Consider the following 24087-nt stretch of genomic DNA (forward strand, 5'->3'; position numbering starts at 1 on the left):
GGTCGGCTCCGTGTGGTCGCAGGATTGATCGCACCACGCGGGCCCAGCCGATGCCGGCCGGTTCCCGCGTCGTGGCGCTTCAGACGAGGGTGGTGGTCACCTCGATGTTGCCGTGCACCGCCTTGGAGTACGGGCAGATGCCGTGCGCGGCTTCGATCAGCTCCTGCGCCACCGCACGGTCGACGCCGGGGACGCTGACGTCGAGACGGGCGCGCAAGAAGAAGGCGCCGTTCGCATTGTTGAGGTCGATCGCGGTGTCGACCGACGGTTCGCTCGGCAGCTTGACCTTGCGCTGGGCGGCGGCGAGCCCGAGCGCGCCGAGGTAGCAGGCCGACCAGGCGGCCGCGAACAGGTTTTCGGCGGCCGGATGCGGCTGCGCCAACTTGATGTCGAGGAAGCCGTCGCTGGAGCGCGCGGCACCGTCGGAGCCTGAGGTGACGTGGGTCTTGCCGGTAAAGAGAAGCTTGGCAGCGGATGACATGGCGGTGTCCTTTCGGGATGCTATTTATCGTGTCCGATCTAATCGGATACGCTTTAAAATAAACCCGCCGCATCCGCCGGTCAAGATCTTCCGATTTAATCGGATACGATTTATATCGGTTGGCAGATCACGAATTGCGGAGGTTCCCGTGGCCCGTTCCCCCAAAGCCGCCGGCAAAGGCCGAAAGCTGTCGAATTTCCTGTGCTTTGCGGTCTATTCGGCCAATCTCGCCTTCGGCCGTGCCTACAAGCCCCTGTTGGACAAGGTCGGGCTGACCTACACCCAGTACATCGCCCTGGTGGCGTTGTCGGAGGAGGACGAGCAGACCGTCAGCGCGCTCGGCGAGAAGCTGTTCCTGGAATCCAACACGCTGACGCCGATCCTGAAGAAGCTCGAGCAGACGGGTTACATCAGGCGCCACCGTGATCCCGCCGACGAGCGGCAGGTGCGGGTGAGCCTGACGCCGGGCGGGCGCAAGCTGATCGAACAGGATCTCGGCGAGTCCCTGATCGAGGCGACCGGCCTCGGCGACGATTTTCCGGTGGTGCAGAAGACAGTGAGCACATTGCGCGACAATCTGCTGCGCGCGACCCAAACGGGTGCAGAGAAGAAGCGCTGAGCGGAGCGGGCTTCTGCAGGGAAGCCGGAGGCGGCGTCCGCCTCCGGCGCAAGCACGAGGGAAAAGCGCTCCGCTTCAGCTGCAGACCGTGCGCGGAATCATCCATGTCGCAAAGGTCTGCCAAATCCCGTCTTCGCGACGGCGCTGGTAGGCGACGAAGTCGGCTCCGTCACCATGCACGAGTTCATAGCGATGAGATTTGGCGGCTGTGGTGGTGTTCGGTGAGCTCATAAAACACTCCATCTCGATTGGACTTTGCCTTGAGCTAGTTGCGGTGCAGCACAAGTCCATGGGAGGAACATCACGTTATGGCGAGGGCGGCGCAGCGAGGCTCTAGTCCAGCCCCAGCATCTTGCGTGATTTGCGCGTCAGCTTGGCCACGATCAGCGCATGGGCCTGCGCCAGATAGGCGGTGAGTTCGGCATCCGGCAGGGCGTTGTTGCTGACGAGCTGCACCCATTTGGCGCGAGCCAGATACGGCGCCGGACGTGCCACGCCGTGCTCGATCAGGATTGCATAGGCCATGTCCGAGACCTTGAACATGTAGCCGCCGGAGCCCGCGGCAAAGCCGCCGCCGAGCGCGAACATCTTGCCGCCGACCTTGAACACGGAAGTGCCCTCCCACTGCACCACCTTGGTGGCGGCGGGCAGGCGCAGGCAGCGCGCTTCGAAGCTTTTCGGAGTCATGGCGCGAGCGATAGCACGCCGCGCGCGGCTTGCAATGCGCGCGCTTGCTGCTTGCAATGCGCGCGCTAGCGGCCGAGCGCCGCGAAGGCGGCAATGGTGCGGTCCACCGCCGCTCCGTCGATGTGGCGATGGGTGACGAGCCGGAGCTGCGAGGGGCCGCTGGCCTGCACCAGGATGCCGCGCTGCTTCACGCCCTCGGCCCATGCGGCGGCCTCGCGTCCGCTTGCGGAGACGTCGATGCGCAGGATGTTGGTTTGCACCTGGTCGGGATCAGCGAGTGCCGGGTCGAGCCAGCTCAAGGCCGCGGCGAGCCGCCTTGCTGCCGCGTGATCCTTGGAGAGGCGCTCGATCATAGTCTCCAGCGCGACGAGGCCCGCGGCTGCGACGACACCGGACTGGCGCATGGTGCCGCCGACGAGTTTCCGCAAGGTGCGCGCCCGTGCGACGAACGCCGCGGTACCGCACAGAAGGCTGCCGACCGGCGCGCTCAGGCCTTTGGACAGGCAGACCATCACGCTGTCGGCATGCTCGGCGATCCGTGCCGCCGGCACGCCGAGCGCGACCGAGGCATTGAACAGGCGGGCGCCGTCCAGATGCACGGGGATCCCGTGGCTCTGTCCGAGCGCGTGAATTCGCATCATGTGCGGCGGGGGCAGCACGGCGCCGCCGGCGCCGTTATGCGTCGTCTCCATTGCGATCAAGCCGGGACGTTCCGAACCGCGGATCGCGTCTGCAAGCGCCGCTTCGTCCATCGCGCCGCGACGGCTCGGCATGGGCTTGGGCACCAGCCCCGCGATCGTCACGACGCTGCCGAGCTCGGAGTTGAGCAGATGCGCACCAGCGTCGGCGAAGACCTCTCCGCCGCGCTCGGCATGGGCGAGCATCGCCAGGAGATTGCCCATCGTGCCGCTCGGCACGAACAGGGCAGCTTCCTTGCCGGTCAACGCGGCGCCGCGCGCTTCGAGCGCGCGGACGGTCGGGTCGCCCTCGCGGCCGTCGTCGCCGAGCGGGGCCCGCTGCATGCGCTCCAGCATCGCGGGCGTCGGCAGCGTGACGGTGTCGCTGCGCAGATCGACGACGCCGTCGCGGGCTCTCTCTTGCGCGGCCATCAGGCGTCCTGCACTTGCAGGCCGGCCGCCGCCGGCTGGGTCTCATCGGCGGCCATGTCGCCGGCAAACTTCTCGACCAACTTCACCGCGACCGTGTTGCCGAACACGTTGATCGCGGTGCGGCCCATGTCGAGGAAGGCGTCGACGCCGGCGATGACCGCGAGCGCCTCGATCGGCAGCCCGATCGCCGACAGCACCATGGCGATGGCGACGAGCCCGCCGGAGGGGACGTTGGCGCTGCCCTTGCTCGCGATCGTCGTGACCATGACGATGGTGAACAGCGTCGACCAGGTCAACGTCACGCCATAGGCTTCCGCGAGGAAGGTGACGGCGAGGGCAAAATACATGATGGCGCCGTCGCGGTTGAAGGCATAGCCGAGCGGCAGCACCACCGAGACGATGCGCTCTGAGGCGCCCATCGCCCGCAGCTTCTCCATGTGCAGCGGCAGGGTCACTTCCGAGGAGCGGGTGGAGAAGGCCAGGATCATCGGCTCCATCACCGCCTTGGTGACGGCAAGCGGCTTCTCGCCGATCGCAAGCAGCATCAGCCAGAAGATCGCGACCATGATCGCAAGGCCCAGATACATCACGCCGACGAGCTTGGCGAGCGCGATCACGGTGGCGAGGCCTTGCGTCGCGAACAGCCACGCCATCACCGCGAAGATGGCGATCGGAGCGAGCGAGGTGATCCATTTGGTGATCTTGAACATCGCCGCCATCACCGCCTCGAGCACGGCGACCATGGGCTCGCCGACCTTGCCGACCGAGGCAAGGGCCAGGCCGAACAGAATGGCGAAGACGAGCGTCGGCAGAATCTTCTGCTCCGCCATCGCCGCGACGATGTTGGAGGGGATCATGTCCATGAAGAACTTGATCCAGTCCACCGACACCGCGAGGTTCTGCGGCACCTTGCCGGTCGCGGCCAGCGGCGCGCCGGCGCCGGGATGGAAGGCGGCATTGAGGAGCAGGCCGATCAGGATCGAGATCACGGTGGCGAGGTAGAAATAGCCGAGGCTGATCGCGGCGACGCGCCCCAGGACCTTCAGCTCGCTCCCCATGCGGTAGAGGCCGAGCGTGACGGCCGCGAACACCACGGGAATGACGATCATCTTCACCGCCTCGACGAAGGCGGTGCCGATCGGCCGCAGGCTCGCGCCGAAATCCGGCCAGAGCAGGCCGACGCCGAGGCCCAGCACCAATCCGAGCAGCATCTGGAACACGAGCGGCAATCTGAACAGCGGCCGGATCATGCGTGGTGGTCTCCTTGTCCCGGATATTGCGTGCGGATCGCGCCCAGCGCGGTGAGGCGGGCCTCGAATGCGGACGAAAGATGCCGCCACATGCGTTGCTGCGCGCCGTCAGGGTCGTGCGCTTCGATGGCCGCGTAGATGTCGAGATGCTCGCTGACGGCCTGGCGCGTGCGCTCGACGCTGTATTGCCGCATCTTTTGGAGGGCGAGGCCGCTCTGCGCGCGCAGATTGTCGTAGGACTGCGCCAGCCGGCGATTGCCGGTCGCGCGGAACAGTTCGTCGTGGAAGGCCCAGCCGACCTGCTGCGCCTCCTCGACATCGAGGTTTTCGCGCGACTGAATGCTGCGCAACTCCCCGGCGCATTGGCGCAGCGGCTCCGTCGGCCCGCGCGTCGCGGCGAGATAGGCGGCCATGCCTTCGAGCGCGAGCCGCAATTCATGAATCTCGCGCAGATCGTCAAAGGACATCTGGCGCAGAAAGGTGCCGCGCATCGGATGGATGGTGAGCAGGCCGTCCTTGGCGAGCGCCTTCAGCGCCTCGCGGATCGGGGTGCGGCCCAGCGCCAGCCGGCTCGACAGGCTGCGTTCGGAGAGGGGTTCGTCAGGCGCAAACTCGCCTGACACGACGAGGTCGCGGAGCAAGGCATAGGCGCGGTCGCGGTCGAGGGAGGCGGTTGGCATAACTGACATACCAGCGGTATGTCAGAGGAATGTCAAGCTTGGCTGCTGATTTTGCTGGTGAAACGACCAAGGGCGGCACCGAGCTCAGCCTGAAGCTGGCGTGACGGCGTCGCGGGCGCGCCAGGCGTCGGGAACGACGAACACCTCGTCGGCGCGGCCGTAGCCGCCGTCGGGGACTTCCTCGATCAGCACCATCGTGTGCGGCCGCGCCGCTTCGCCGAAATAGTCGACGAACAGCGCGGTGAGGCGATGCACGATCTCCGCCTTCTGGGTGCGGGACAGCGCGGCCTGCGGAATCTTGATGTTGGCGAAAGGCATGATGGGTCTCTCCGTGTGATGCGATCGTGCCGTGCGTCAGACCACGCCGCCATTGGCGCGGATGACCTGGCCGTTGACCCAGCCGCTGTCGCGACCGGTGAGGAAGGCGACGATTCCTGCGATGTCGTCGGGCTGGCCGAGGCGGCCGAACGGGTTCATGGCGGCGATGGCGCGCACCTGCTGTTCGCTCTTGCCTTCGAGGAAGAGCCGGGTTTCGACCGGCCCGGGCGCCACTGCGTTGACGGTGATGCGCCGGCTGCCGAGCTCCTTGGCGAGGATGTGCGTCATGGCTTCGACCGCCGCCTTGGTCGCGGCATAGACGCCATAGCCGGGCTGGTAGAGACCGATCACGCTGGAGGAGAAGCTGACGATGCGGCCGCCGTCGCGAAGCCGCCGCGCCGCTTCGCGCAAGGACCGGAACACGCTTTCGAGATTGATCGAAATCTGCCGCGCGAACGCTTCATCTGTCACCTCGGCGAGCGGCCCGAGCTCCATGACGCCGGCATTGTTGACGAGGATGTCAACGCCGCCGAAAGCATGCTCGGCTGCATCGAACAGCCGCGAAGGGGTTGCCGGATCGGCGAGGTCGGCCTGCACGGCGATGGCGCGCCCGCCGGTGGCCTCGATCTCGGCGACGAGCGCATCAGCAGCCGCGCGGCCGGTTGCATAGTTGATCGCAACCGTGATCCCGTCCTGCGCCAGCCGGCGGGCGATCGCCGCGCCGATGCCGCGGGAGCCGCCGGTCACGATGGCGGCGCGCTGATGTTGGTGGGTCATGGCAGGTCTCCTCGTTGTCCTCAGCCGGAGATCTAGCTGATCGCCGTGGCCGGATAATCGCCCGGGACTTGCCATCACTTGTCGGCTGTGGTGAACAATCGGCCATGGACCGATTTGACGCCATGCGTCTGTTCGTTCGCCTCGTCGAGCGGCAGAGTTTTACGGCCGCCGCCGCCGATCTCGGCATTCCCCGCTCGACGGCGAGCGAGGTCTTGCGCGGCCTCGAGTCGCGCTTGGGCGCGCGCCTGCTCGACCGCACGACGCGGCATGTCACGCCGACGCTCGACGGCGAGGACTATTACCGCCGCTGCGTCGCGATCCTGGCCGAGGTCGAGGAAGCGGAAACCGCGATGCGCGATGCGCGGCCGCGCGGCCTGCTCCGCATCGACGCCCATCCCTTGCTGACCCGCACCTTCATCCTGCCGCACCTGCCGGCATTCCTGGCGCGCTATCCGCAGCTTGACTTGCAGATCGGGCAGGGCGACCGCCTGGTTGATCTCGTGCGCGAAGGCATCGATTGCGTAATCCGGTCGGGCGAGCCGGAGGACAGCGGGATGATCCTGCGCCGCCTCGGCACGATCGCGGAGATCACAGTGGCGAGCCCGGCCTATCTCGCCAGCCACGGCGTGCCCATGGCGCCTGATACGCTCGACGGCCATCAGATGGTCGCCTTCGTCTCCTCGCGCACCGGCGATGTGCTGCCGCTGGAATTTTCGGTTCCCGGCGCGCTGCATCACGTCGTGCTGCCGAGCCGGGTTCGCGTCAACAATTCCGACACCATGGCCGATCTCGCACGGCTCGGCTTCGGCCTCGCCCAGGCCCCCCGCTATCGCTTCGCCGATGATCTCGCCAGCGGCGCGCTGGTCGAAGTGCTCGCCGACTATCCGCCGTCACCGACGCCGCTCTCCGCGCTGTACCTGCAAAACCGCCAGCCCGCGCTGCGCCTGCGCGTCTTCCTCGACTGGATATCGGGCATTTTTGCCGAGGCGAAGCTTTGATGTGACTCGTAGCCCGGGTGGGCAAAGCGATATCCGGGACCGCCGCCCGCACGGATCCCGGATATCGCTTCGCTCATCCGGGCTACAAGAGCTTGCGTTGCCCGACGGGCAAAACACCCAAGCTGCGGGTCAATCCGCTCAAGCGAAAATATTCCACTTTACCGAAATTCGGCTTTGGCGTATTCGTACGCCACCTCATCCCGGTCAGAGGGCGTATCGCGATCGTCACGACATGCGGGGTGAGCTGCGGTGGACGCTAGTCACATCGGCGCGATGGGCATCGCAGGGCGGGCAACCGTGAGCGAAGGCCGTCGCGCACACGACCGGTGTGATCTGCGTACGGCAAAACCGTGTCGTCCTGGCGCCCGGGGTCTGTGCGTCAAGTCTTGCGGTGATGCGGCGGCCCGACCGGGCGCGCACATCAGCGATCCGCACGGCGACGGGGGCAATAGTGCATCGCTCCCCGGGGAGAACGCGGCATAAGCCGTCAAACCACTGCGCAGGGAAGGCCGTGTGTTGGGCTTCACCTGTATGCCGCTGTGCAGATTTTTCGTAGCCACCTTTCGCACAGTGGACCGTGGGTGCCCGGCCGGCACCCGGCCTTCCCTGCGCCCTCTGACATCGGAGGGTGTCGCGATGAAGCAAAGCTCGGGCGAAGCAAGCCGCGAGGATGCGAAGATGTGTCTGCGATTGGGAAATCCGACTGGTCGCGAGCACCAATTTATCACCGTCACCCTGAGGTGCTCGTCCTGCGATGTATCGCAGGGCGAGCCTCGAAGGGCGACGGCCCGGCTGCATCCCGGCCGTTCATCCTTCGAGGCTCGGCTTGCGATGCATTCGCACCGCAAGCCTCGCACCTCAGGATGACGGAACAGTCACTCTCTACATAGTTGGCCAACTGCGCCGCTTTGTGAGTTGTGCCGGAGCGCCACGCGGTTACGATACACTTGAGGTTCCCGTCGAACACAGGGGCCGACATTGTGACCGGGAGGCGACATGAGCGGGCAGGAACGCAAGGTGAAGGGATCGGACCTGTTTGTCGCGGCGCTGGAGAATGAAGGCGTCGATCGCATCTTCGGCGTTCCCGGCGAAGAAAACCTCGATCTCGTGGAATCGCTCCGCACCTCCAAGATCGAGCTGATCCTGACCCGCCACGAGCAGGCGGCCGCCTTCATGGCTGCCACCCATGGCCGGCTCACCGGGAAGCCCGGCGTCTGTCTCTCGACGCTCGGCCCAGGGGCGCTCAATCTGTCCACGGGTGCGGCCTATGCGCATCTCGGCGCGATGCCGATGATCCTGATCACCGGCCAGAAGCCGATCATGAGCAGCAGGCAGGCGCGCTTCCAGATCGTGGACGTGGTCGCGACCATGAAGCCGCTGACAAAGCTGTCGCGGCAGATCATCAGCGCCTCCAGCATCCCGACCGTGGTGCGCGATGCCTTTCGCGTGGCGATGGAGGAGCGGCCGGGGCCGGTGCATCTCGAACTGCCCGAGGACATCGCGGGCGATGAAGTGCCGGCCGCTCCCGTGATTCCGATCCATCCGATCGAGATTCCGGTCGCCCACCGCGCCGCGCTCGATCGTGCCGCCGAGATGATTCTCGCTGCAAGGCATCCGCTGGTGATGATGGGCGCTGCGACCAGCCGGCCGCGATCGACCCACGGCATCGCGAGCTTCGTGCGGCGAACCGGCATTCCCTTTTTCACCACGCAGATGGGGAAGGGCACCGTGCCCGGCGGCACCAATCTCTATATGGGCACCGCGGCGCTGTCGGAGCGCGACTATGTCCACGACGCGATCGACGCCGCCGATCTGATCGTGGCGATCGGTCACGACCCGATCGAGAAGCCGCCCTTCATCATGGGGCCGTCGGGCCCGAAGGTTATTCACGTCAGCTACACGTCGGCCAGCGTCGAGCAGGTCTATTTCCCGGATGCCGAGGTTGTCGGCGACGTGGGCCCGAGTCTGGAGCTGCTCGCCGACCGGCTCGAAGGCAAGCTGCCGCAGGCCGCGGCGCTGCTGCCGCTCCGTGAGGAGATCCTCAGGCATATCGCCGACCGCGCCACCGAGGCGCGCTGGCCGCCGACGCCGCAGCGGATCGTGCACGACATTCGCCAGGTGATCCCGGAGAACGGCATCGTCGCGCTCGACAACGGCATGTACAAGATCTGGTTCGCGCGCAACTACCGCACCCGCGTCGCCAATACGCTGCTGCTGGACAACGCGCTGGCGACGATGGGCGCAGGCCTGCCGTCGGCGATGATGGCGGCGATGCTCTATCCCGATCGCCGCGTGCTCGCGGTCGCCGGCGACGGCGGATTCATGATGAACAGCCAGGAGATGGAAACCGCCGTCCGCCTCAAGCTCAACCTGGTCGTGCTGGTGCTGGAGGACAACGCCTACGGCATGATCCGCTGGAAGCAGGCCGTCGATCATTTCGCCGATTTCGGCATGACCTTTGGCAATCCCGATTTCGCCCTCTACGCGAAGGCCTATGGGGCCAAGGGGCATCGCATCGCGAGCATCGACAGCTTCGGCCCGACGCTGGATGCCGCGTTCAGGGAAGGCGGCGTGCACCTGGTCTCGATCCCGATCGATTATTCGGAGAACGTGCGGGTGCTCGTGGATGAGCTGCGGGCTCACGAGAAGTCGAAGGCGTGATTGATGGGGCGAAGCTATTTCGACATCGTCATTGCGAGCGCAGCGAAGCAATCCAGGCTGCCTCCGCGGAGAGACTCTGGATTGCTTCGCTGCGCTCGCAATGACGGAGGTCTCGGCAAAGACCTCCTGCTAACATGACAGCCTCACTTGTGCCGCAGCCACTGATCCCCGACACTCTCAATCACCCAACCAGCCACAGGAATATGAAATGACTCGCGTTCGCTGTATCACCGAGATGGGCATGGGCGTCGACGTTCACGGCAGGGACGCCACCAAGGCGGCGAAGCGGGCGGTGTCGGATGCCATCCGGCATTCGAGCCTCGGTTTCTTCCGGATGATCGGCAAGACCGCGAACGACATGTTCGTCGATGTCACGATCGGAGTGCCCAACCCCGAGGCGGTGGACAAGGAAGCCGTTGCGAAGGAGCTGCCCTACGGCACCGTGACCGTGACTGCGGTCAAGGGCGGACTTGAGATTCCCTCGGCCACGGAAGTGGCCAACGACCCCATCCTCATCGCCAATGCCGCCGTCATCGTCAGCTTCGACAAGGAGTAGGGCGGTGTCCGACAGCGATGAGGCGCTGCTGGATCGCCCGATCTGGAGCGCGCTGACAACGAGCCAGAAGCATCTGGCGGAGGGTGGCCCGCGAGCGCTGCGCTATCCCGTGGACATGACGCCGTTTGCCGACATGGCCGACATGTCCGCGGCAAGTTTTGCCGCGCTCCGTGATCTCCTGTCGGGCTCGCAGGTTGCCGCGTTGTTCACGCCGGAGCCGGTCGAAATGCCCGCCGGTTTCAAGGTGGTGCTGGCCGAGACCGGCGAGCAGATGATCGGCTCGCCCGCTGACAGTTCGCTGCGCGACGCCGAGATCGTCAAATTAAGCGCCGCCGACGTTCCCGCCATGATGGCGCTGACGGATCTGACGAAGCCCGGTCCATTCGCACTGCGTACGCATGAGCTCGGCACATTCCTCGGCATCCGCGTCAGCGGCGAATTGGTCGCGATGACCGGCGAGCGGATGAAGCCGGGAAGGTTCGTCGAAATGACAGCCGTCTGCGTCCATCCGGACTATCGCGGGCGCGGCTATGCGCAGGCGCTGCTCGCGGCGGTCGCGCGCCGGATCGAGGCGCGCGGCGAGATTCCGTTCCTGCACGTGTTTTCCGGCAACGCGTCCGCGATCGCGCTGTACCAGCGACAGGGCATGCGAATTCGGCGGCGCCTGTACGTCACTGCGTTCATGAAGGAGGGATAGGCTCCCTCGGGGATCGCCCTTCATTTCCTTCGAATTCACGCTATATCCGTCCCAACCACAATTGGGGGAAACACATGGACGCCAGGACAACCGATTTTTCCGCCGTACGGACGGCGATGCAGCGCTACGTCGATCAGGAGATCATTCCCGGCGTGTCCTGGGCGGTGCTGCGCGGCCGGGAGGTCGTTGACCAGCAATGCGTCGGGCTTGCCGACCGCGAAGCGAAAACCGCGCTCCGGACCGACCACATTTTCCGCGCGTTTTCGAATACCAAGATCTTCGTCACGTGCGCGATCATGCTTCTGGTGGAAGAGGGCCGCATCGGGCTTGACGATGTCGTCGAAAAATTCCTGCCGCAGCTCGGGAATCGCAAGGTGCTGAAGCAGGGCGCTTCGAGCCTTGCCGATGTCGAGCCGGCGAAGGGCTCGATCACGATCCGCGAGCTCCTGACCCACACCTCCGGCCTCAGCTACGGCATCTTCGACCCCGGCACGGTGCTGTTCAAAGGCTATAACGAGGCGGGCGTGCTCAATCCGTTGACGCCGCTGACCGACATGATCGACAAGCTTGCCGATCTGCCGCTGTCCTATCATCCCGGAACGGGCTGGGAATATTCGGTGGCGACCGACGTGCTCGGCCGCGTCGTCGAGGTCGTCTCCGGAAAATCCCTCGATGCCTTCCTCAAGGCGCGCATTTTCGATCCGCTCGCCATGACCGATACCGGCTTCTACGTGCCCGAAGCGCAGCAGGGCAGGCTGGTCGCGCTCTACACCGGCGCCGACGTGCTCGATCCGATGAAGCCCGGCCTGACGCGGGCCGACAATCTGCCTTACCCGCAGGCCTATCGCCGTCCGTTCCCGCGGCTCTCAGGCGGCGGCGGTCTGGTCTCGACCCTGCCGGACATGCTTGCGCTGGTGCGCGCCTTGGTGCCCGGGTCAGATACACTGCTGAAGCCGGAGACGCTGCGGCAGATGATGACGAACCAGCTGCCCGCAGGCCAGACCATCCGCTTTGCCAATCTCGGGCCGATGCCCGGCAAGGGTTTTGGTCTCGGCGGCGCCGTCACCTTCGCGCCGACGCCGTTCGATCCGGCGAATTCCACCGGCGAATTCCAGTGGGGCGGCCTTGCCGGCACGCATTGGTGGATCTGCCCGCAGGCGAATACCGCGGGCGTCCTGATGGCCCAGCGCTACATGGGCTTCTGGAATCCGTTCTTCTTCGAGTTCAAGCGCCTGGCCTACCAGGCGGTCGGAGGCTGACCGCGAAAAAATTGCAGGCCTCCGCGAATCCTTTTCGCCCGTCGCGTCCTCCTTGTCCTCGAGGCATTCCGCCTCGGCGCGTGTCGGAGGATGTGATGGGATTTTACAGGAAGAACATCGGTGGCGTGCATCAGGCGGTGCGGGTGGCGCTCGGAATTGCGGTCGGGATTGCCGCGTTCGCGTATCTGTCCGGGCTTGCGGCGTGGCTGGTCGCGCTCGGCGGCGCAGGCTTCGCGCTGACCGGCCTCGTCGGCTACTGCCCGATGTGCGCGATGGCCGGAATCGGACGAGGAGGCGTGTCGTGAGTGCGGCTGCGATCTCGCCCAACCTGTTCGAGGCGGCGCGGCTTGGCGATCCCGAGGCGATCGCGGCGCTGCTCGCGACGGCGCAGCCCGATATCCGCCGCTACGCGCGCGCGACCTGCCGCAGTTCGGCGGATGCCGAGGATGCGACGCAGGAGGCGCTGTGGATCCTGTTCCGCCATGTCGGCACCATCCGCTCGCTGCTGGCGCTGTCCGCCTGGCTGTTCAGCGTGGTTCGGCGCGAATGCCTGCGGCTCGCGCGCAAGGCCGGCCTTATGCCGGCCATCGCTGCGAGTGACGCGGAGGCCGCACTGCTGTCGCGGCCCGAGGCCGATCTGCGGCTCGACGTGGCCGCGGCCTTCGAGGCGCTGCCGCTGCACTATCGCGACGTCGCGCTGATGCGCGACGTCAAGGAGATGACCATCGACGAAATCGCCGTCGCACTCGGCGCGTCCAGGCAGACCGTCAAGGCACGCCTGCATCGCGCCCGCGCATTGATGCGCGAATATCTGACGAGATGAGACATGACCGATTATCAAAACTCCGATGACCTGAGATCCGTCCCGGCCTTCGTCGCGCTCGCGCCGGTCGAGGCCAACGCCTTCCTCGCCTTCAATCATGCCGTCGAGCGCAAGGACGGCTTGATCCCGCCGAAATATCGCGAGCTGATTTCGCTCGCGGTCGCGCTCACCACGCAATGCGCCTATTGCCTCGACGTGCATACGGCACAGGCGGCGAAAGCCGGTGCGACGCGCGAGGAGGTCGCGGAAGCTGCGTTGATCGCCGCTGCGGTCCGCGCCGGCGGCACGCTCGGCCATGCGCTGTTGGCGCAGCGCCTGTTCGAGCGACATCGAGGTGAAACCACGGGATGAACGCGCATCGGAGGCTCGGTCGTCCGCGTGAATAATTATCTCGGCCTCGATGGATTTCGTTACGGCTGGGTCGCGGCTTGGATCGACGAGCACGGCGATCACGGCTTCGACTATTCGCCGGGGCTGACGCGATTGCTCGCGATGCCACACGCGCGCGCGATGATCGACATGCCGATTGGGTTGAACGTGAGCGGCTATCGAACATGCGACCTGCGTGCGCGCGAACTGGTCGGCCCCGCCGTGTTTCTCGGCGCGCGCCGCGACCTCTGGAGATTTCCTGACATGGCGGCAGCCAATCGTCACTACTGGAAGCACGAGGGCAAGGGCAGGGGCGTGTCGGCGCAGCTCTGGAACATCAGGGACAAGATCAGGGATGTCGACGAGATCATGACGCCGGCACGGCAAGCCGCGATCGGCGAAGCGCATCCGGAATTGATCTTCTGGAATCTCGCCGGGCGCCTACGGCTCGAGAGCAAGACATCGGCGCAGGGCCGCGAACAACGCATCGCGCTACTGGAGCAACGCGGCTTCACACGCTTGCGGAAATGGCTGACGCAGCGTCACGGCACCGGCATCGGCCGTGATGATCTCATCGACGCCTGCGCCTGCGCGGTCGCAGCGCGCGACAGCACGCAGTCGGTCGGTGATGGCGAGATCGATCCGCGCGGATTGCGAATGGAGATCAACTATTGAGGCGACCGGCCGCCAAGGCGCGCTCGGGATAAAGCGGCAATTTATTTGACAGATATAGGAACTGTCGATGGTCGGCCCGCGTTCCCCGTGCGAAGAGATTACAGAGATGCTCGTGCGATGAATGATACCAGTCAATTCGCGACCGCGCTGCTCGCGCTCGTTTTCACCGGAGCCCTGCTCGTCACCGGGCAGCGCTTCATCGAGCAACGTGCGCAGCGCGATATCGTGTATGCGACAAGTCACTTGCTGCGGCCGCTGTGATCCGGCTTCGGTGCGAAAAGATCGTGTGACCTCTGCATCGGCCTTGTGCCGTTCGTCCGCTCGCCTAGATTAGGCGACAATCTCACGAACGATGCCGGGGTCCCGATGTCTGATCTCTCCGCCTTTCCCATCACCAAGCACTGGCCGGCAAGGCATCCGGAGCTGCTTCAGCTCTATTCGTTGCCGACGCCGAACGGCGTCAAGGTGTCGATCATGCTGGAGGAGATCGGGCTTCCCTACGAGGTCCATCTTGTCGATTTCGGCAAGGACGACCAGAAGACGCCCGAGTTTCTGTCGCTCAATCCGAACGGCAAGATCCCGGCGATCCTCGATCCCAACGGTCCCGGCGGCCGGCCGCTGCCGCTGTTCGAGTCCGGGGCGATTCTGCAATATCTAGCGGAGAAGACCGGCAAGCTGTTGCCGCAGGATGCCGCGCGCCGCTACCAGGCGATCCAGTGGGTGCATTTCCAGATGGGCGGGATCGGGCCGATGTTCGGCCAGGTCGGTTTCTTCCACAAATTCGCCGGCAAGGATTTCGAGGACAAGCGGCCGCTCGAACGCTACGTGGGCGAGTCCAGGCGTCTGCTCGGCGTGATGGAGACGCATCTGGCCGGCCGGCAATGGTTCATGGATGACGACTACACCATCGCCGACATCTCGATGCTTGGCTGGGTGCGCAACCTCATCGGCTTCTACGGCGCCGGTGATCTCGTCGAATTCATCCAGTTCAAATCGGTTGCCGCATGGCTCGAACGGGGACTCGCGCGTCCGGCGGTGCAACGTGGGCTCAACATTCCGAAACGGCCGTGAACTAGCTCAGCGCCTTGTAGGTCATGTAGAGCGCCATCAGCGAGACGAGGGCGATCATGACCCGGCGCAGCACCGATTTGCTGACGCCATTGGCCATGCGTGCGCCGAGATCGGTGCCGACCCAGAGGCCGGCGACGATGCCGATGATGGCCGGCCAGCCGACCATGAGCCCCTTGCTCCAGTAGATCCACGCCGCTGGAATGTTGGTCGGGATCACCGAGAAGACGAGGCTGACGAGTTGCGCCTGGTGCTGCGGCACGCGCAGGCCCGCGGCAAGGCCGACGGTGATCGCCAGGCCGCCGCCGATCCCCATGAAGCCGGAGGAAAAGCCGGCCAGCGCGCCGATGAGGAACAGCGGGAGCCAGGGCAGTTCGGCGGGATCGCCGGCCTCGCCAGCTCCGTCCTTGCGGTCGCGGCGCAGCAGCAGGGCTGCGATCAGCAGAGCGAGGTAGACGACGTAGGTCCATTGCAGCACTGCGTCGGACACGCCGGCCGCGGCATAGCCGCCGCCCGCGCCACCGACGAGAAATCCGATGCCGATCCAGACGATCCATTGCAGCGGACTGCGATTGCCGCTCTGCCAGTAGCGGCGCACTCCGGCGAAACCGGTCGGCGGGACCTGCGTGATCAGCGAGGTGCCCTGGGCGACGTGCTGCTCCGCGCCGAGCAACAGAACGGAAAAGATCACGAGACCGCCGCCCGGGCTCGTGCCCATGAAGCCCGATGTCACGCCGCCGACGAGGCCGACGCCGATGCCTGCGAGCAGTTCGTAAATCCAGTACATCGCTCAAGCCCGGGTTCGTCGCTTGACGTCCGGCTTCGTCGTGCGGAAGCCGTCGATCACGCCATCGACAGCCGCCATGCAGGCATCGACGTCAAAGTCCTCGCCCCAGCATTTTTGCAGCACAAAGCCCTGGAAGATAGCGATCAACACGCGCGCGATGGCGTCGGCGCCGAGGTCGCGCCTGATGAGGCCGTCGTGCTGGGCGCGCTCGACCAGCGCCACGATCAGGGCGCGCGGCATCTCGATGCCTTCGACGACGCTGGTGCGGACGCGGCGGTTACGCAGCGCCTCGGCCCAGCCATGGATGCCGACGCGCCGCCGCGCTTCGCCGGCAGGATCGGTGAGCCATTGCGCGTAGACGCGGACCAGCGCGTGAAGTCCTTCGATCGGATCACCCGATCCCTGCGCGACCGAGTTGAGCACGGCTTCGCGGCGGTGCCGGTCGTCGGCGAGCGCCTCGATCAGGTCGTCCTTGCTCTGGAAGTAGAGATAGACCGCGCCATGGCTCAGCCCCGACCGCTTCACGATGTCGGCCATGCCGGTCTGGTGAAAGCCATTCTCGGCGAAGCAGGCGAGGGCGGCCTCGAGGATCTGCCGTCGCCGGCCTTCACGCTGCTTGTCGCTGATCTTCGGCATCGGAGCCTCCGCAAATAACTGACTGATCGATCGTTTTAGCGATTCATCGAGGGCAGTTCGATTATTGGCGGGTGTAATAAAAAACGATCAGTCAGTCATTTTTAGATCGACGACGGGTTTTGGTCAAGTCTCGATGGCTCCGAGCCGGGGAACAGGAGACGTAAACGGCTGGCGAGCCGCCGACAGACGCAACGGCTCGGCTCGCGACCGTGTGCCGCTAGAACAGCCGTCCGCCGTTCGGCACCGGCTTGCCCGGCTGCACCAGCACGACCTTGCCGTCGGCATCGGGAAATCCGAGCGTCAGCACTTCCGATACGACCGGCCCGATCTGGCGCGGGGGAAAATTGACGACGGCCGCGACCTGTTGCCCCACCAGCGTCTCGAGCGGATGGTTCTCGGTGATCTGCGCCGAGCTCTTGCGCACGCCGATCGCCGGGCCGAAGTCGATCCACAGCCGCCAGGCCGGCTTGCGCGCCTCCGGGAACGGCTTGGCATCGACGATGGTGCCGACGCGAATATCGACCGCGAGGAAGCTGTTGAAGTCGATGGTCGGCGACGGGGCCGCGGCGGGATCGTGGGTGACGTGCATGATGAGTCCGTTGACAGAGTTCGTAAGCTTCGCTCGCAATATTGTCGCGCGAACCGGAGTTTCGTACAACGCCGCAGCCGAAGCATCACGCATGCGAGAGGAACGTCTTGCCCAACATCATCTACGGCATCAAGAACTGCGACACCATGAAGAAGGCGCGCGCCTGGCTCGACAGCCATGGCGTTGCCTATGAGTTTCACGACTACAAGACGGCGGGCGTCGAGAAGGACAAGCTCAAGCAGTGGAGCGACAAGCTCGGCTGGGAGATTCTGCTCAATCGTGCCGGCACGACCTTCAAGAAGCTGCCCGAGGCCGACAGGGAGGGTCTTACCGAGAATAAGGCACTGGCGTTGATGCTAGCGCAACCATCGATGATCAAGCGTCCGGTGCTGGAAGTCGGCGGCAAGCTGCTGGTCGGCTTCAAGCCGGACATCTACGCCAAGGAAGTCAGGGCGAAGTAAGTCGGCGCCAAATCGCGCTGAAGGCTAGTTCAGCTCGATGATCTCGGTGGCGTCGGCGGGACCGGACTGGTCCGCGAACTCGACGACGTCGGCGGCCGCGATACGGCCGGGGGCGCGATGAAAGAGGTCGCGATCGATCACGGCGCGCAGCTTCGGTCGCGGCGGCGCGTCATTTCCGCGCATCAGATTCTTGATCTCGAAGCCGCCGTCCTCGCAGAAGGTCTTGAGCGAGGCGATGATGTGACAGACCTTTCCGTCGGTCAGGAACGGCAACAGCAGGCGTTCGTAGGCGACGATGCGCCCGTAGATGTCGTCGACATCGGCAACGCTGTAGACCGGAAGCCCGCGCGCGACGCATTCGTAATAGATGGGCATCACGGAGGGCACGAGCCGCGGCCCGATATATTCATCCAGCGGCACGCCTTTGCCGGTGTGTCCATAGGCGCGCGAGATCCGCGTGCCTTCGCTCTGGATGATGAGGCGCGGCACCGGAGTTGAGGCGTCAACGGTATAATAGATGAGATCGGACAGCTCTTCCTCGAGCCGCGCAGGTTGATACTCCCAGATCGCCGGCGCGATCTGCTGGCGCGCGTAGAGCCGCAGCCACGTGTTCAGGAGATCACGCTGCCTGATCGACTTGACGGCGGAGGGAGCGGCGCTTGCGAAATCCAAAACAATATTCCCGGCAGATCGAAACCCGCGCATCATCCATGCCGCGGGAAAATTTTCTATGAAGGCTGGCGCGCGGGACGAAAGACCGTTAACGACGGCTTGACGACCGGTGCTTTCTTGAACCGGAAGGCCGGGCAGGCGTGACATCAAAACATCTCCGACTAAGGGAGCATTTGTATCCCAGCCGGAGACCTGATCTGCTCAGCTTTCCGCCTTGCCTAACCCCCGTCACCTCCGGCATATTCCGCGCCCGGAGGCGGCGTTCCGGGAAGGCTCCAAGGCCTCCTGAAAGCCGAAGCAACAAGGACAGCCACGCGGGTCGCGCGGGCAGGGGGAAATCTGTTTGGCCGATGAGTTCATTCTCGAAACGGAAGGCTTGACCAAGGAGTTCGCGGGCTTCTTCGCTGTCCGCGACGTTGCGCTCAAGGTCCGCCGTGGGAGCATTCACGCGTTGATCGGCCCGAACGGCGCCGGCAAGACGACGTGCTTCAATCTTTTGACCAAGTTCCTCAGGCCGTCCGCCGGGAAGATCCTGTACAAGGGACAGGACATCACCGCGATGGCGCCGGCCGACGTGGCCCGCATGGGACTGGTGCGATCGTTCCAGATCTCGGCGGTGTTTCCGCATATGACCGCATTGGAAAACGTTCGCGTCGCGCTTCAGCGCCAGCACGGCAGTTCCTTCGATTTCTGGCGCTCCAAGTCCGTGCTCAACCGTTTCAACGATCGCGCACGCGACCTGTTGAACGATGTCGGCCTCAGCGAGTTTGCCAATACGCCTGCGGTCGAAATGCCCTACGGGCGCAAGCGCGCACTCGAGATTGCAACCACGCTCGCGCTCGACCCCGAGATGATGCTGCTGGACGAGCCGATGGCCGGCATGGGCCACGAGGACATCGACAAGATCGCGGCGCTGATCAAGCGCATCTCCGCGAAATACACCATCCTGATGGTCGAGCATAATCTGAGTGTCGTGGCGAATCTCTCCGACATCATCACCGTGCTGACGCGCGGGCAGGTTCTCGCGCAGGGCCATTACAGCGAGCTCACCAAGGACGAACGCGTCAAGGAAGCCTATCTGGGAGCCGGTCATGCCTGACACTGCGATCGCCGAGGCTCCGGCAAAGGCTGCGAGCGGCGGAAACATCCTCCAGGTCCGCAACCTCGAGGCCTGGTATGGCGAGTCCCACATCCTGCATGGGATCAATTTCGACGTGAACGCGGGCGAGGTTGTCACCCTGCTCGGACGAAACGGCGCCGGCAAGACGACCACGCTGAAGTCGATCATGGGCATCATCGGCAAGCGTACCGGCTCGGTGAAGTTCAACACCCAGGAGATCATCCGCACGACCTCCGATAAGATCGCGCGCATGGGCATCGCGTTCTGCCCGGAAGAGCGGGGGATATTCTCCAGCCTCGACGTGCGGGAGAATTTGTTGTTGCCGCCAGTGGTCCGCGAAGGCGGACTGCCGCTCGAGCAGATCTTCGACCTGTTTCCGAACCTGAAGGAGCGGCTCAACAGCCAGGGCACGAAGTTGTCCGGCGGCGAGCAGCAGATGCTGGCGATCGCGCGCATCCTGCGCACCGGTGCGAGCTTCCTGATGCTGGACGAGCCGACCGAAGGGTTGGCGCCAGTCATCATCCAGCAGATCGGCCACACCATTGCGCGGCTCAAGAAGGAGGGCTTTACGATCCTCCTGGTCGAGCAGAACTTCCGGTTCGCATCCACCGTTGCCGACCGCTACTACGTGGTCGAGCACGGCAAGATCATTGACGGATTTTCCAATGCGGAGCTTGCCGCCAACATGGACAAGCTCCACACTTATCTCGGCGTCTAGGCATGATCCGGAAGGTGTGAAGCGATTTTCCGAAAAGATCATGCTTAAACAGAAGAACTGCCAACGAGAAAATTCAAAAAGGAAAGTTGCATGAAGACCAGGTCGATTGCATCATTGCTGCTGACCACCGCGCTCACCTTCGCCGCAGCCGGCGTCGCGTCCGCGCAGGACAAGACCGTCAAGATCGGCGCGCTGTCCGATCAGTCAGGACTCTATGCCGATCTCGGCGGCCCCGGCTCGACGCTCGCAGCGCAGATGGCCGTTGAAGATTCCGGCCTTACCGCCAAGGGCTGGAAGATCGACATCGTCTCCGGCGATCACCAGAACAAGCCCGACATCGGCACCGCGATCGCGCGGCAGTGGTTCGACGTCGACAAGATCGATGTCATCGTGGACGTGCCGAATTCCGGTGTGGCGCTCGCCGTCAACAACGTCATCAAGGAAAAGAACGGCGTCTACATCAACTCTGGTGCGGCGACCTCCGACCTCACCAACGCGCAGTGCTCACCCAACACCGTGCACTGGACCTACGACACCTACATGCTGGCCCACACCACGGGCCAGGCGCTGGTGAAGGCGGGTGGCGACAGCTGGTTCTTCCTGACCGCGGACTACGCCTTCGGTGCGGCGCTCGAGCGCGATACTACGGCCGTTGTCACCGCCAATGGCGGCAAGGTGGTCGGCGGCGTGAAGCATCCGCTGAACACGCCGGACTTCTCGTCCTTCCTGCTCCAGGCGCAGGCCTCCAAGGCCAAGATCATCGGCCTTGCCAATGCCGGCGGCGACACCACCAACGCCATCAAGCAGGCGGCCGAGTTCGGCATCGTCAAGGGCGGCCAGAAGCTCGCCGCGCTCCTGCTGTTCCTCACCGACGTCAAGGCGATCGGTCTGGAGACCGCGCAGGGCCTCAACTTCACCGAGACGTTCTACTGGGACATGAACGACCAGACCCGGGCGTTCTCGAAGCGCTTTGCCGGGAAAATGAAGAACAACGCGCCGCCGACCATGGTGCAGGCCGGCGTCTATGCCGGCGTGCGCCACTATCTCAAGGCGCTGGACGCACTCGGCGGCAATCCTCACGACGGCGTCAAGGTCGTCGAGAAGATGAAGTCGATGCCGACGGAGGACGATCTGTTCGGCAAGGGCGAGATCCAGCCGAACGGCCGCACCATCCACAGCGCCTATCTGTTCGAGGTCAAGAAGCCCTCGGAGTCCAAGGGCCCGTGGGACTTCTACAAGCTGGTCGGCACGGTGCCGGGCGATCAGGCCTTCACGCCGCTGTCCGAGAGCAAGTGCGCGCTGTTGAAGAAGTAGGATAACGGCCCGCAGGCCTTTGAGGCCTGCGGGCGACTTTCAGGGGAACGCCGAAGGGACCGGGTGCGGGATCGATGCAGGCACTTTACGCTCAGCTACTGGTGGGACTGATCAACGGCTCGTTCTACGCGCTGCTCAGTCTCGGGCTTGCCGTGATCTTCGGCATGCTCAACATCATCAATTTCGCCCACGGCGCGCTCTACATGATGGGCGCCTTCGTCGCCTATTTCCTGCTGAACAATGATTATCTCAGTATCGGCTACTGGCCGGCATTGATCGTCGCTCCGATCGTCGTCGGCATCTTCGGCATGATCCTGGAACGGACCATGCTGCAATGGCTGACCGGGCTTGACCATCTCTACGGCCTGCTGCTGACCTTCGGCATTGCGCTGATCGTGCAGGGCGTGTTCCAGAACTATTTTGGATCGTCGGGCCTGCCTTACGCCATTCCTGACCAGCTCAAGGGCGGCATGAATCTCGGCTTCATGTTCCTTCCGGTCTATCGCGGCTGGGTCGTCGTGTTCTCGCTTATCGTGTGTCTGGCGACCTGGTACCTGATCGAGAAGACGCGGCTCGGCGCTTACCTCCGCGCCGCGACCGAAAACCCGACGCTGGTCCGCGCCTTCGGCATCAACGTGCCGCGCATGATCACGCTGACCTACGGTCTCGGCGTCGGCCTTGCCGCGCTCGCCGGCGTGCTCTCGGCGCCGATCAACCAGGTGCGGCCGCTGATGGGCGCCGACCTCATCATCGTGGTGTTTGCCGTGGTGGTGATCGGCGGCATGGGATCGATCATGGGCTCGATCATCACAGGTTTCGCGCTCGGCGTGATCGAGGGCCTGACCAAGTATTTCTACCCCGAGGCCTCCAACACCGTCGTGTTCGTGCTGATGGTGCTGGTGCTCTTGGTGAAGCCATCGGGATTGACGGGAAGGGCGGCCTGATATGACAGCCTTGACGGACGATACGCTGCGGGCGACCCCGCGCGCGATGCGTGACGAGATGATCGTGTTTGCGGTGATGGCGCTGCTGCTGGCGTCGGTGCCGTTCACGGGGGTCTATCCGTTCTTCGTGATGCAGGCGCTGTGCTTCGCGCTCCTCGCCTGCGCCTTCAACCTTCTGATCGGCTATGGCGGCCTGCTGTCGTTCGGCCACGCGATGTTCTTAGGCACGGCCGGCTATTGCAGCGCGCATGCGCTGAAGGTGTGGGCGTTGCCGCCGGAGCTCGGCATCCTCGTCGGCGTCGCCGGTGCTTTCGTGCTCTCGATCGTGACCGGCTACATCTCGATCCGCCGCCAGGGCATCTATTTCTCGATGATCACGCTGGCGCTGTCGCAGCTCCTGTACTTCATCTACCTCCAGGCGCCGTTCACCCATGGCGAAGACGGCATCCAGGGCATTCCGCAGGGGCACATGTTCGGCGTCCTCGATCTCTCCAAGCCGACGGTCCTGTACTACGTCGTGCTGGTCGGCTTCCTCGCCGGCTTCCTGTTGATCTTCCGCATCATCAACTCGCCGTTCGGCGAGGTGCTGAAGTCGATCCGCGAGAACGAGCAGCGCGCGATCTCGCTCGGCTACCGCACCGACCAGTACAAGTTCATGGCCTTCGTCCTGTCGGGCACGCTGGCCGGCTTCGCCGGATCGCTGAAGGTGTTCGTGGCGCAGAATGCCTCGCTCACCGACGTGCACTGGTCGATGTCGGGCGAAGTCGTGCTGATGACGCTGGTCGGGGGTCTCGGGACCATCTTCGGACCCGTGGTCGGCGCCTTCGTGATCATCGCCATGCAGCAATATCTGGCGAGCTTCGGCCAGTGGGTGACGGTGATCCAGGGCTCGATCTTCGTGATCTGCGTGCTCACCTTCCGCCGCGGCGTCGTCGGTGAAATCGCGCATTACTTCCGGCGTTCGCTCTAAGTAATTGATTTAAGGTCAATTTACCTGCTTCGTGAAAGTGGTGGATGATCCGGCGCCGCGGGCGTGAGGTGGCACGCGCGCGGACCGAAAATGGTCTATGACAGTTTCGTGACGGCCCTTCCGGGCCGGGCCATTTCCAACCGGTAGTCTATCCCCATGATGCGATGGTTTCGCGCTTTCCTGCCCAAGGAAGAACGGTTCTTCGACCTGTTCGACCGCCATGCCCAGACCGTGATCCAGGGCTCGATCGCGCTCCAGGGCATGCTCAACGGGGGCGAGGAGACGCCGGTCTATTGCCAGCGCGTCAACCAGTTCGAGAACGATGCCGACAACATCACCCGTGAGGTGCTGACGGCGGTGCGCCGCACCTTCATCACGCCGTTCGACCGCGGCGACATCAAGAACCTCATCACCTCGATGGACGACGCCATCGACCAGATGCAGCAGACCGCCAAGGCCGTGATGCTGTTCGAGGTCCGCGCCTTCGAGCCGCCGATGCGCGAGATCGGCGGGCTTCTGATCGAATGCGCCAATCTGGTCGGCCGTGCGCTGCCCCTGATGCAGCAGATCGGCAAGAACGTGGCCATGCTGACCGCGATCACGGAAGAGCTGACCAAGCTCGAGGGCCGGGTCGACGATCTCCACGACATCGGGATGAAGGAGCTGTTCCTCAAACACCGCGACGGCAACGCGATGGATTTCATCGTCGGTGTCGAGATCTACGACCATCTCGAAAAGGTCGCCGATCGCTTCGACGACGTCGCAAACGAGATCAACAGCATCGTCATCGAGCAAGTGTAGCGCATGATCCGGAAAAATGTGCAGCGGTTGTCCGCGCAAATCATGCCA

Annotated in this window: 31 protein-coding genes; 19 read left to right on the forward strand and 12 right to left on the reverse strand. The window is 64.4% G+C overall.

The window, feature by feature from the left end; translation table 11 throughout:
- Positions 1-79 precede the first annotated feature (79 nt).
- On the reverse strand, positions 80-481 hold the full coding sequence (locus tag AAFG50_RS18950; RefSeq protein WP_028171032.1) for an Ohr family peroxiredoxin: 402 nt from the start codon (positions 479-481) through the stop codon (positions 80-82).
- 148 nt (positions 482-629) lie between these two features.
- Here AAFG50_RS18950 and AAFG50_RS18955 point away from each other — a divergent pair, with 148 nt between their 5' ends.
- A complete protein-coding gene (locus AAFG50_RS18955) occupies positions 630-1100 on the forward strand; it encodes a MarR family transcriptional regulator (RefSeq protein WP_011086789.1) in 471 nt (156 codons plus the stop codon).
- Between the two features lie 75 nt (positions 1101-1175).
- On the opposite strand, the gene AAFG50_RS18960 is transcribed toward AAFG50_RS18955, so the two are convergent.
- The 7 genes from AAFG50_RS18960 to AAFG50_RS18990 form a co-directional block, all read right to left on the reverse strand.
- Positions 1176-1331, reverse strand: a complete 156-nt coding sequence (locus tag AAFG50_RS18960) for a hypothetical protein (RefSeq protein ID WP_053815110.1) — start codon at positions 1329-1331, stop codon at positions 1176-1178.
- Positions 1332-1433: 102 nt separating this feature from the next.
- Positions 1434-1787, reverse strand: a complete 354-nt coding sequence (locus tag AAFG50_RS18965) for an MmcQ/YjbR family DNA-binding protein (RefSeq protein WP_028171033.1) — start codon at positions 1785-1787, stop codon at positions 1434-1436.
- Positions 1788-1852: 65 nt separating this feature from the next.
- A complete protein-coding gene (locus AAFG50_RS18970; protein WP_028171034.1) occupies positions 1853-2896 on the reverse strand; it encodes a low specificity L-threonine aldolase in 1044 nt (347 codons plus the stop codon).
- The gene (locus AAFG50_RS18975; RefSeq protein WP_028171035.1) at positions 2896-4146 is read right to left on the reverse strand and encodes a dicarboxylate/amino acid:cation symporter; all 1251 of its coding nucleotides are present in this window, start codon (positions 4144-4146) and stop codon (positions 2896-2898) included. The genes AAFG50_RS18970 and AAFG50_RS18975 overlap by 1 nt, the downstream gene beginning before the upstream one ends.
- A complete protein-coding gene (locus AAFG50_RS18980) occupies positions 4143-4826 on the reverse strand; it encodes a GntR family transcriptional regulator (protein WP_039184364.1) in 684 nt (227 codons plus the stop codon). The genes AAFG50_RS18975 and AAFG50_RS18980 overlap by 4 nt, the downstream gene beginning before the upstream one ends.
- Positions 4827-4910: 84 nt before the next feature.
- Entirely contained in the window at positions 4911-5144 is a 234-nt protein-coding gene (locus tag AAFG50_RS18985; protein WP_011086795.1) for a 4-oxalocrotonate tautomerase family protein, read from the reverse strand.
- 36 nt (positions 5145-5180) lie between these two features.
- Positions 5181-5921 carry an SDR family oxidoreductase gene (locus AAFG50_RS18990; protein WP_028171036.1) on the reverse strand — a complete coding sequence of 247 codons (741 nt, stop codon included), beginning with the start codon at positions 5919-5921 and terminating at the stop codon, positions 5181-5183.
- A 104-nt stretch (positions 5922-6025) separates the two neighbouring features.
- Between AAFG50_RS18990 and AAFG50_RS18995 the strand changes: the two genes are divergently transcribed.
- From AAFG50_RS18995 to AAFG50_RS19045, 11 genes are all read left to right on the forward strand, one after another.
- On the forward strand, positions 6026-6919 hold the full coding sequence (locus tag AAFG50_RS18995) for a LysR family transcriptional regulator (protein WP_028171037.1): 894 nt from the start codon (positions 6026-6028) through the stop codon (positions 6917-6919).
- A 996-nt stretch (positions 6920-7915) separates the two neighbouring features.
- Complete coding sequence (locus tag AAFG50_RS19000) at positions 7916-9580, forward strand: acetolactate synthase large subunit (protein WP_028171038.1); 1665 nt, start codon at positions 7916-7918, stop codon at positions 9578-9580.
- 208 nt (positions 9581-9788) lie between these two features.
- Positions 9789-10136, forward strand: a complete 348-nt coding sequence (locus AAFG50_RS19005; protein WP_028171039.1) for a Lin0512 family protein — start codon at positions 9789-9791, stop codon at positions 10134-10136.
- A 4-nt stretch (positions 10137-10140) separates the two neighbouring features.
- Entirely contained in the window at positions 10141-10833 is a 693-nt protein-coding gene (locus AAFG50_RS19010) for a GNAT family N-acetyltransferase (RefSeq protein WP_028171040.1), read from the forward strand.
- Between the two features lie 74 nt (positions 10834-10907).
- Positions 10908-12092, forward strand: coding sequence for a serine hydrolase domain-containing protein (locus tag AAFG50_RS19015; protein WP_028171041.1), 1185 nt, complete (start codon positions 10908-10910; stop codon positions 12090-12092).
- Positions 12093-12187: 95 nt separating this feature from the next.
- Positions 12188-12397 (forward strand): DUF2892 domain-containing protein, encoded by a 210-nt coding sequence (locus tag AAFG50_RS19020; RefSeq protein WP_028171042.1) that lies wholly within the window; start codon positions 12188-12190, stop codon positions 12395-12397.
- The gene (locus AAFG50_RS19025; protein WP_028171043.1) at positions 12394-12915 is read left to right on the forward strand and encodes a sigma-70 family RNA polymerase sigma factor; all 522 of its coding nucleotides are present in this window, start codon (positions 12394-12396) and stop codon (positions 12913-12915) included. The genes AAFG50_RS19020 and AAFG50_RS19025 overlap by 4 nt, the downstream gene beginning before the upstream one ends.
- A 3-nt stretch (positions 12916-12918) precedes the next feature.
- Complete coding sequence (locus tag AAFG50_RS19030; protein ID WP_028171044.1) at positions 12919-13266, forward strand: carboxymuconolactone decarboxylase family protein; 348 nt, start codon at positions 12919-12921, stop codon at positions 13264-13266.
- Between the two features lie 27 nt (positions 13267-13293).
- The gene (locus AAFG50_RS19035) at positions 13294-13959 is read left to right on the forward strand and encodes a DUF429 domain-containing protein (protein WP_028171045.1); all 666 of its coding nucleotides are present in this window, start codon (positions 13294-13296) and stop codon (positions 13957-13959) included.
- A gap of 117 nt (positions 13960-14076) precedes the next feature.
- Positions 14077-14220 (forward strand): hypothetical protein, encoded by a 144-nt coding sequence (locus AAFG50_RS19040; RefSeq protein WP_165448151.1) that lies wholly within the window; start codon positions 14077-14079, stop codon positions 14218-14220.
- Positions 14221-14325: 105 nt separating this feature from the next.
- Complete coding sequence (locus tag AAFG50_RS19045; protein WP_028171046.1) at positions 14326-15030, forward strand: glutathione S-transferase N-terminal domain-containing protein; 705 nt, start codon at positions 14326-14328, stop codon at positions 15028-15030.
- 1 nt (position 15031) lies between these two features.
- Here AAFG50_RS19045 and AAFG50_RS19050 read toward each other — a convergent pair whose 3' ends face one another.
- The 3 genes from AAFG50_RS19050 to AAFG50_RS19060 all read right to left on the reverse strand — a co-directional run bounded on the left by AAFG50_RS19050 (position 15032) and on the right by AAFG50_RS19060 (position 17039).
- Positions 15032-15814 carry a sulfite exporter TauE/SafE family protein gene (locus AAFG50_RS19050; RefSeq protein WP_028171047.1) on the reverse strand — a complete coding sequence of 261 codons (783 nt, stop codon included), beginning with the start codon at positions 15812-15814 and terminating at the stop codon, positions 15032-15034.
- A 3-nt stretch (positions 15815-15817) separates the two neighbouring features.
- On the reverse strand, positions 15818-16450 hold the full coding sequence (locus AAFG50_RS19055) for a TetR/AcrR family transcriptional regulator (protein ID WP_028171048.1): 633 nt from the start codon (positions 16448-16450) through the stop codon (positions 15818-15820).
- A gap of 217 nt (positions 16451-16667) precedes the next feature.
- A complete protein-coding gene (locus AAFG50_RS19060; protein WP_011086810.1) occupies positions 16668-17039 on the reverse strand; it encodes a tRNA-binding protein in 372 nt (123 codons plus the stop codon).
- Positions 17040-17146: 107 nt separating this feature from the next.
- Between AAFG50_RS19060 and AAFG50_RS19065 the strand changes: the two genes are divergently transcribed.
- A complete protein-coding gene (locus AAFG50_RS19065) occupies positions 17147-17500 on the forward strand; it encodes an ArsC family reductase (RefSeq protein ID WP_028171049.1) in 354 nt (117 codons plus the stop codon).
- A 24-nt stretch (positions 17501-17524) separates the two neighbouring features.
- Here AAFG50_RS19065 and AAFG50_RS19070 read toward each other — a convergent pair whose 3' ends face one another.
- A complete protein-coding gene (locus AAFG50_RS19070; RefSeq protein ID WP_162185833.1) occupies positions 17525-18205 on the reverse strand; it encodes a hypothetical protein in 681 nt (226 codons plus the stop codon).
- A gap of 310 nt (positions 18206-18515) precedes the next feature.
- On the opposite strand from AAFG50_RS19070, the gene AAFG50_RS19075 reads away from it, so the two are divergent.
- The 6 genes from AAFG50_RS19075 (at position 18516) to AAFG50_RS19100 (ending at position 24039) form a co-directional block, all read left to right on the forward strand.
- Entirely contained in the window at positions 18516-19271 is a 756-nt protein-coding gene (locus AAFG50_RS19075; RefSeq protein ID WP_011086813.1) for an ABC transporter ATP-binding protein, read from the forward strand.
- Positions 19264-20010 carry an ABC transporter ATP-binding protein gene (locus AAFG50_RS19080; protein ID WP_011086814.1) on the forward strand — a complete coding sequence of 249 codons (747 nt, stop codon included), beginning with the start codon at positions 19264-19266 and terminating at the stop codon, positions 20008-20010. Before AAFG50_RS19075 ends, AAFG50_RS19080 begins: the two co-directional genes overlap by 8 nt.
- Positions 20011-20100: 90 nt before the next feature.
- Positions 20101-21324: an ABC transporter substrate-binding protein gene (locus AAFG50_RS19085; RefSeq protein ID WP_028171051.1), complete on the forward strand. Its 1224-nt coding sequence runs from the start codon at positions 20101-20103 to the stop codon at positions 21322-21324.
- 74 nt (positions 21325-21398) lie between these two features.
- Positions 21399-22268, forward strand: coding sequence for a branched-chain amino acid ABC transporter permease (locus AAFG50_RS19090; RefSeq protein ID WP_011086816.1), 870 nt, complete (start codon positions 21399-21401; stop codon positions 22266-22268).
- Position 22269: 1 nt separating this feature from the next.
- The gene (locus tag AAFG50_RS19095) at positions 22270-23238 is read left to right on the forward strand and encodes a branched-chain amino acid ABC transporter permease (protein WP_028171052.1); all 969 of its coding nucleotides are present in this window, start codon (positions 22270-22272) and stop codon (positions 23236-23238) included.
- A 156-nt stretch (positions 23239-23394) separates the two neighbouring features.
- Complete coding sequence (locus AAFG50_RS19100) at positions 23395-24039, forward strand: DUF47 domain-containing protein (RefSeq protein ID WP_011086818.1); 645 nt, start codon at positions 23395-23397, stop codon at positions 24037-24039.
- Positions 24040-24087: the final 48 nt, after the last annotated feature.

The organism is Bradyrhizobium sp. B039 (assembly GCF_038965675.1).
GTDB lineage: Bacteria > Pseudomonadota > Alphaproteobacteria > Rhizobiales > Xanthobacteraceae > Bradyrhizobium > Bradyrhizobium diazoefficiens.

Excerpts from the sequence above, each read along its gene's own strand:
- AAFG50_RS19030 (WP_028171044.1), top strand. The coding sequence starts at position 12,919 with ATGACCGATTATCAAAACTCCGATGACCTGAGATCCGTCCCGGCCTTC.
- AAFG50_RS18960 (WP_053815110.1), bottom strand. The coding sequence starts at position 1,331 with ATGAGCTCACCGAACACCACCACAGCCGCCAAATCTCATCGCTATGAA.
- AAFG50_RS19095 (WP_028171052.1), top strand. The coding sequence starts at position 22,270 with ATGACAGCCTTGACGGACGATACGCTGCGGGCGACCCCGCGCGCGATG.
- AAFG50_RS19055 (WP_028171048.1), bottom strand. The coding sequence starts at position 16,450 with ATGCCGAAGATCAGCGACAAGCAGCGTGAAGGCCGGCGACGGCAGATC.
- AAFG50_RS19100 (WP_011086818.1), top strand. The coding sequence starts at position 23,395 with ATGATGCGATGGTTTCGCGCTTTCCTGCCCAAGGAAGAACGGTTCTTC.
- AAFG50_RS19085 (WP_028171051.1), top strand. The coding sequence starts at position 20,101 with ATGAAGACCAGGTCGATTGCATCATTGCTGCTGACCACCGCGCTCACC.
- AAFG50_RS18980 (WP_039184364.1), bottom strand. The coding sequence starts at position 4,826 with ATGCCAACCGCCTCCCTCGACCGCGACCGCGCCTATGCCTTGCTCCGC.
- AAFG50_RS19090 (WP_011086816.1), top strand. The coding sequence starts at position 21,399 with ATGCAGGCACTTTACGCTCAGCTACTGGTGGGACTGATCAACGGCTCG.
- AAFG50_RS19020 (WP_028171042.1), top strand. The coding sequence starts at position 12,188 with ATGGGATTTTACAGGAAGAACATCGGTGGCGTGCATCAGGCGGTGCGG.
- AAFG50_RS19005 (WP_028171039.1), top strand. The coding sequence starts at position 9,789 with ATGACTCGCGTTCGCTGTATCACCGAGATGGGCATGGGCGTCGACGTT.
- AAFG50_RS19015 (WP_028171041.1), top strand. The coding sequence starts at position 10,908 with ATGGACGCCAGGACAACCGATTTTTCCGCCGTACGGACGGCGATGCAG.
- AAFG50_RS18995 (WP_028171037.1), top strand. The coding sequence starts at position 6,026 with ATGGACCGATTTGACGCCATGCGTCTGTTCGTTCGCCTCGTCGAGCGG.
- AAFG50_RS19045 (WP_028171046.1), top strand. The coding sequence starts at position 14,326 with ATGTCTGATCTCTCCGCCTTTCCCATCACCAAGCACTGGCCGGCAAGG.
- AAFG50_RS19070 (WP_162185833.1), bottom strand. The coding sequence starts at position 18,205 with ATGCGCGGGTTTCGATCTGCCGGGAATATTGTTTTGGATTTCGCAAGC.
- AAFG50_RS18990 (WP_028171036.1), bottom strand. The coding sequence starts at position 5,921 with ATGACCCACCAACATCAGCGCGCCGCCATCGTGACCGGCGGCTCCCGC.
- AAFG50_RS18975 (WP_028171035.1), bottom strand. The coding sequence starts at position 4,146 with ATGATCCGGCCGCTGTTCAGATTGCCGCTCGTGTTCCAGATGCTGCTC.
- AAFG50_RS19050 (WP_028171047.1), bottom strand. The coding sequence starts at position 15,814 with ATGTACTGGATTTACGAACTGCTCGCAGGCATCGGCGTCGGCCTCGTC.
- AAFG50_RS19080 (WP_011086814.1), top strand. The coding sequence starts at position 19,264 with ATGCCTGACACTGCGATCGCCGAGGCTCCGGCAAAGGCTGCGAGCGGC.
- AAFG50_RS18985 (WP_011086795.1), bottom strand. The coding sequence starts at position 5,144 with ATGCCTTTCGCCAACATCAAGATTCCGCAGGCCGCGCTGTCCCGCACC.
- AAFG50_RS18965 (WP_028171033.1), bottom strand. The coding sequence starts at position 1,787 with ATGACTCCGAAAAGCTTCGAAGCGCGCTGCCTGCGCCTGCCCGCCGCC.
- AAFG50_RS18950 (WP_028171032.1), bottom strand. The coding sequence starts at position 481 with ATGTCATCCGCTGCCAAGCTTCTCTTTACCGGCAAGACCCACGTCACC.
- AAFG50_RS18970 (WP_028171034.1), bottom strand. The coding sequence starts at position 2,896 with ATGGCCGCGCAAGAGAGAGCCCGCGACGGCGTCGTCGATCTGCGCAGC.
- AAFG50_RS19060 (WP_011086810.1), bottom strand. The coding sequence starts at position 17,039 with ATGCACGTCACCCACGATCCCGCCGCGGCCCCGTCGCCGACCATCGAC.
- AAFG50_RS19040 (WP_165448151.1), top strand. The coding sequence starts at position 14,077 with ATGAATGATACCAGTCAATTCGCGACCGCGCTGCTCGCGCTCGTTTTC.
- AAFG50_RS19000 (WP_028171038.1), top strand. The coding sequence starts at position 7,916 with ATGAGCGGGCAGGAACGCAAGGTGAAGGGATCGGACCTGTTTGTCGCG.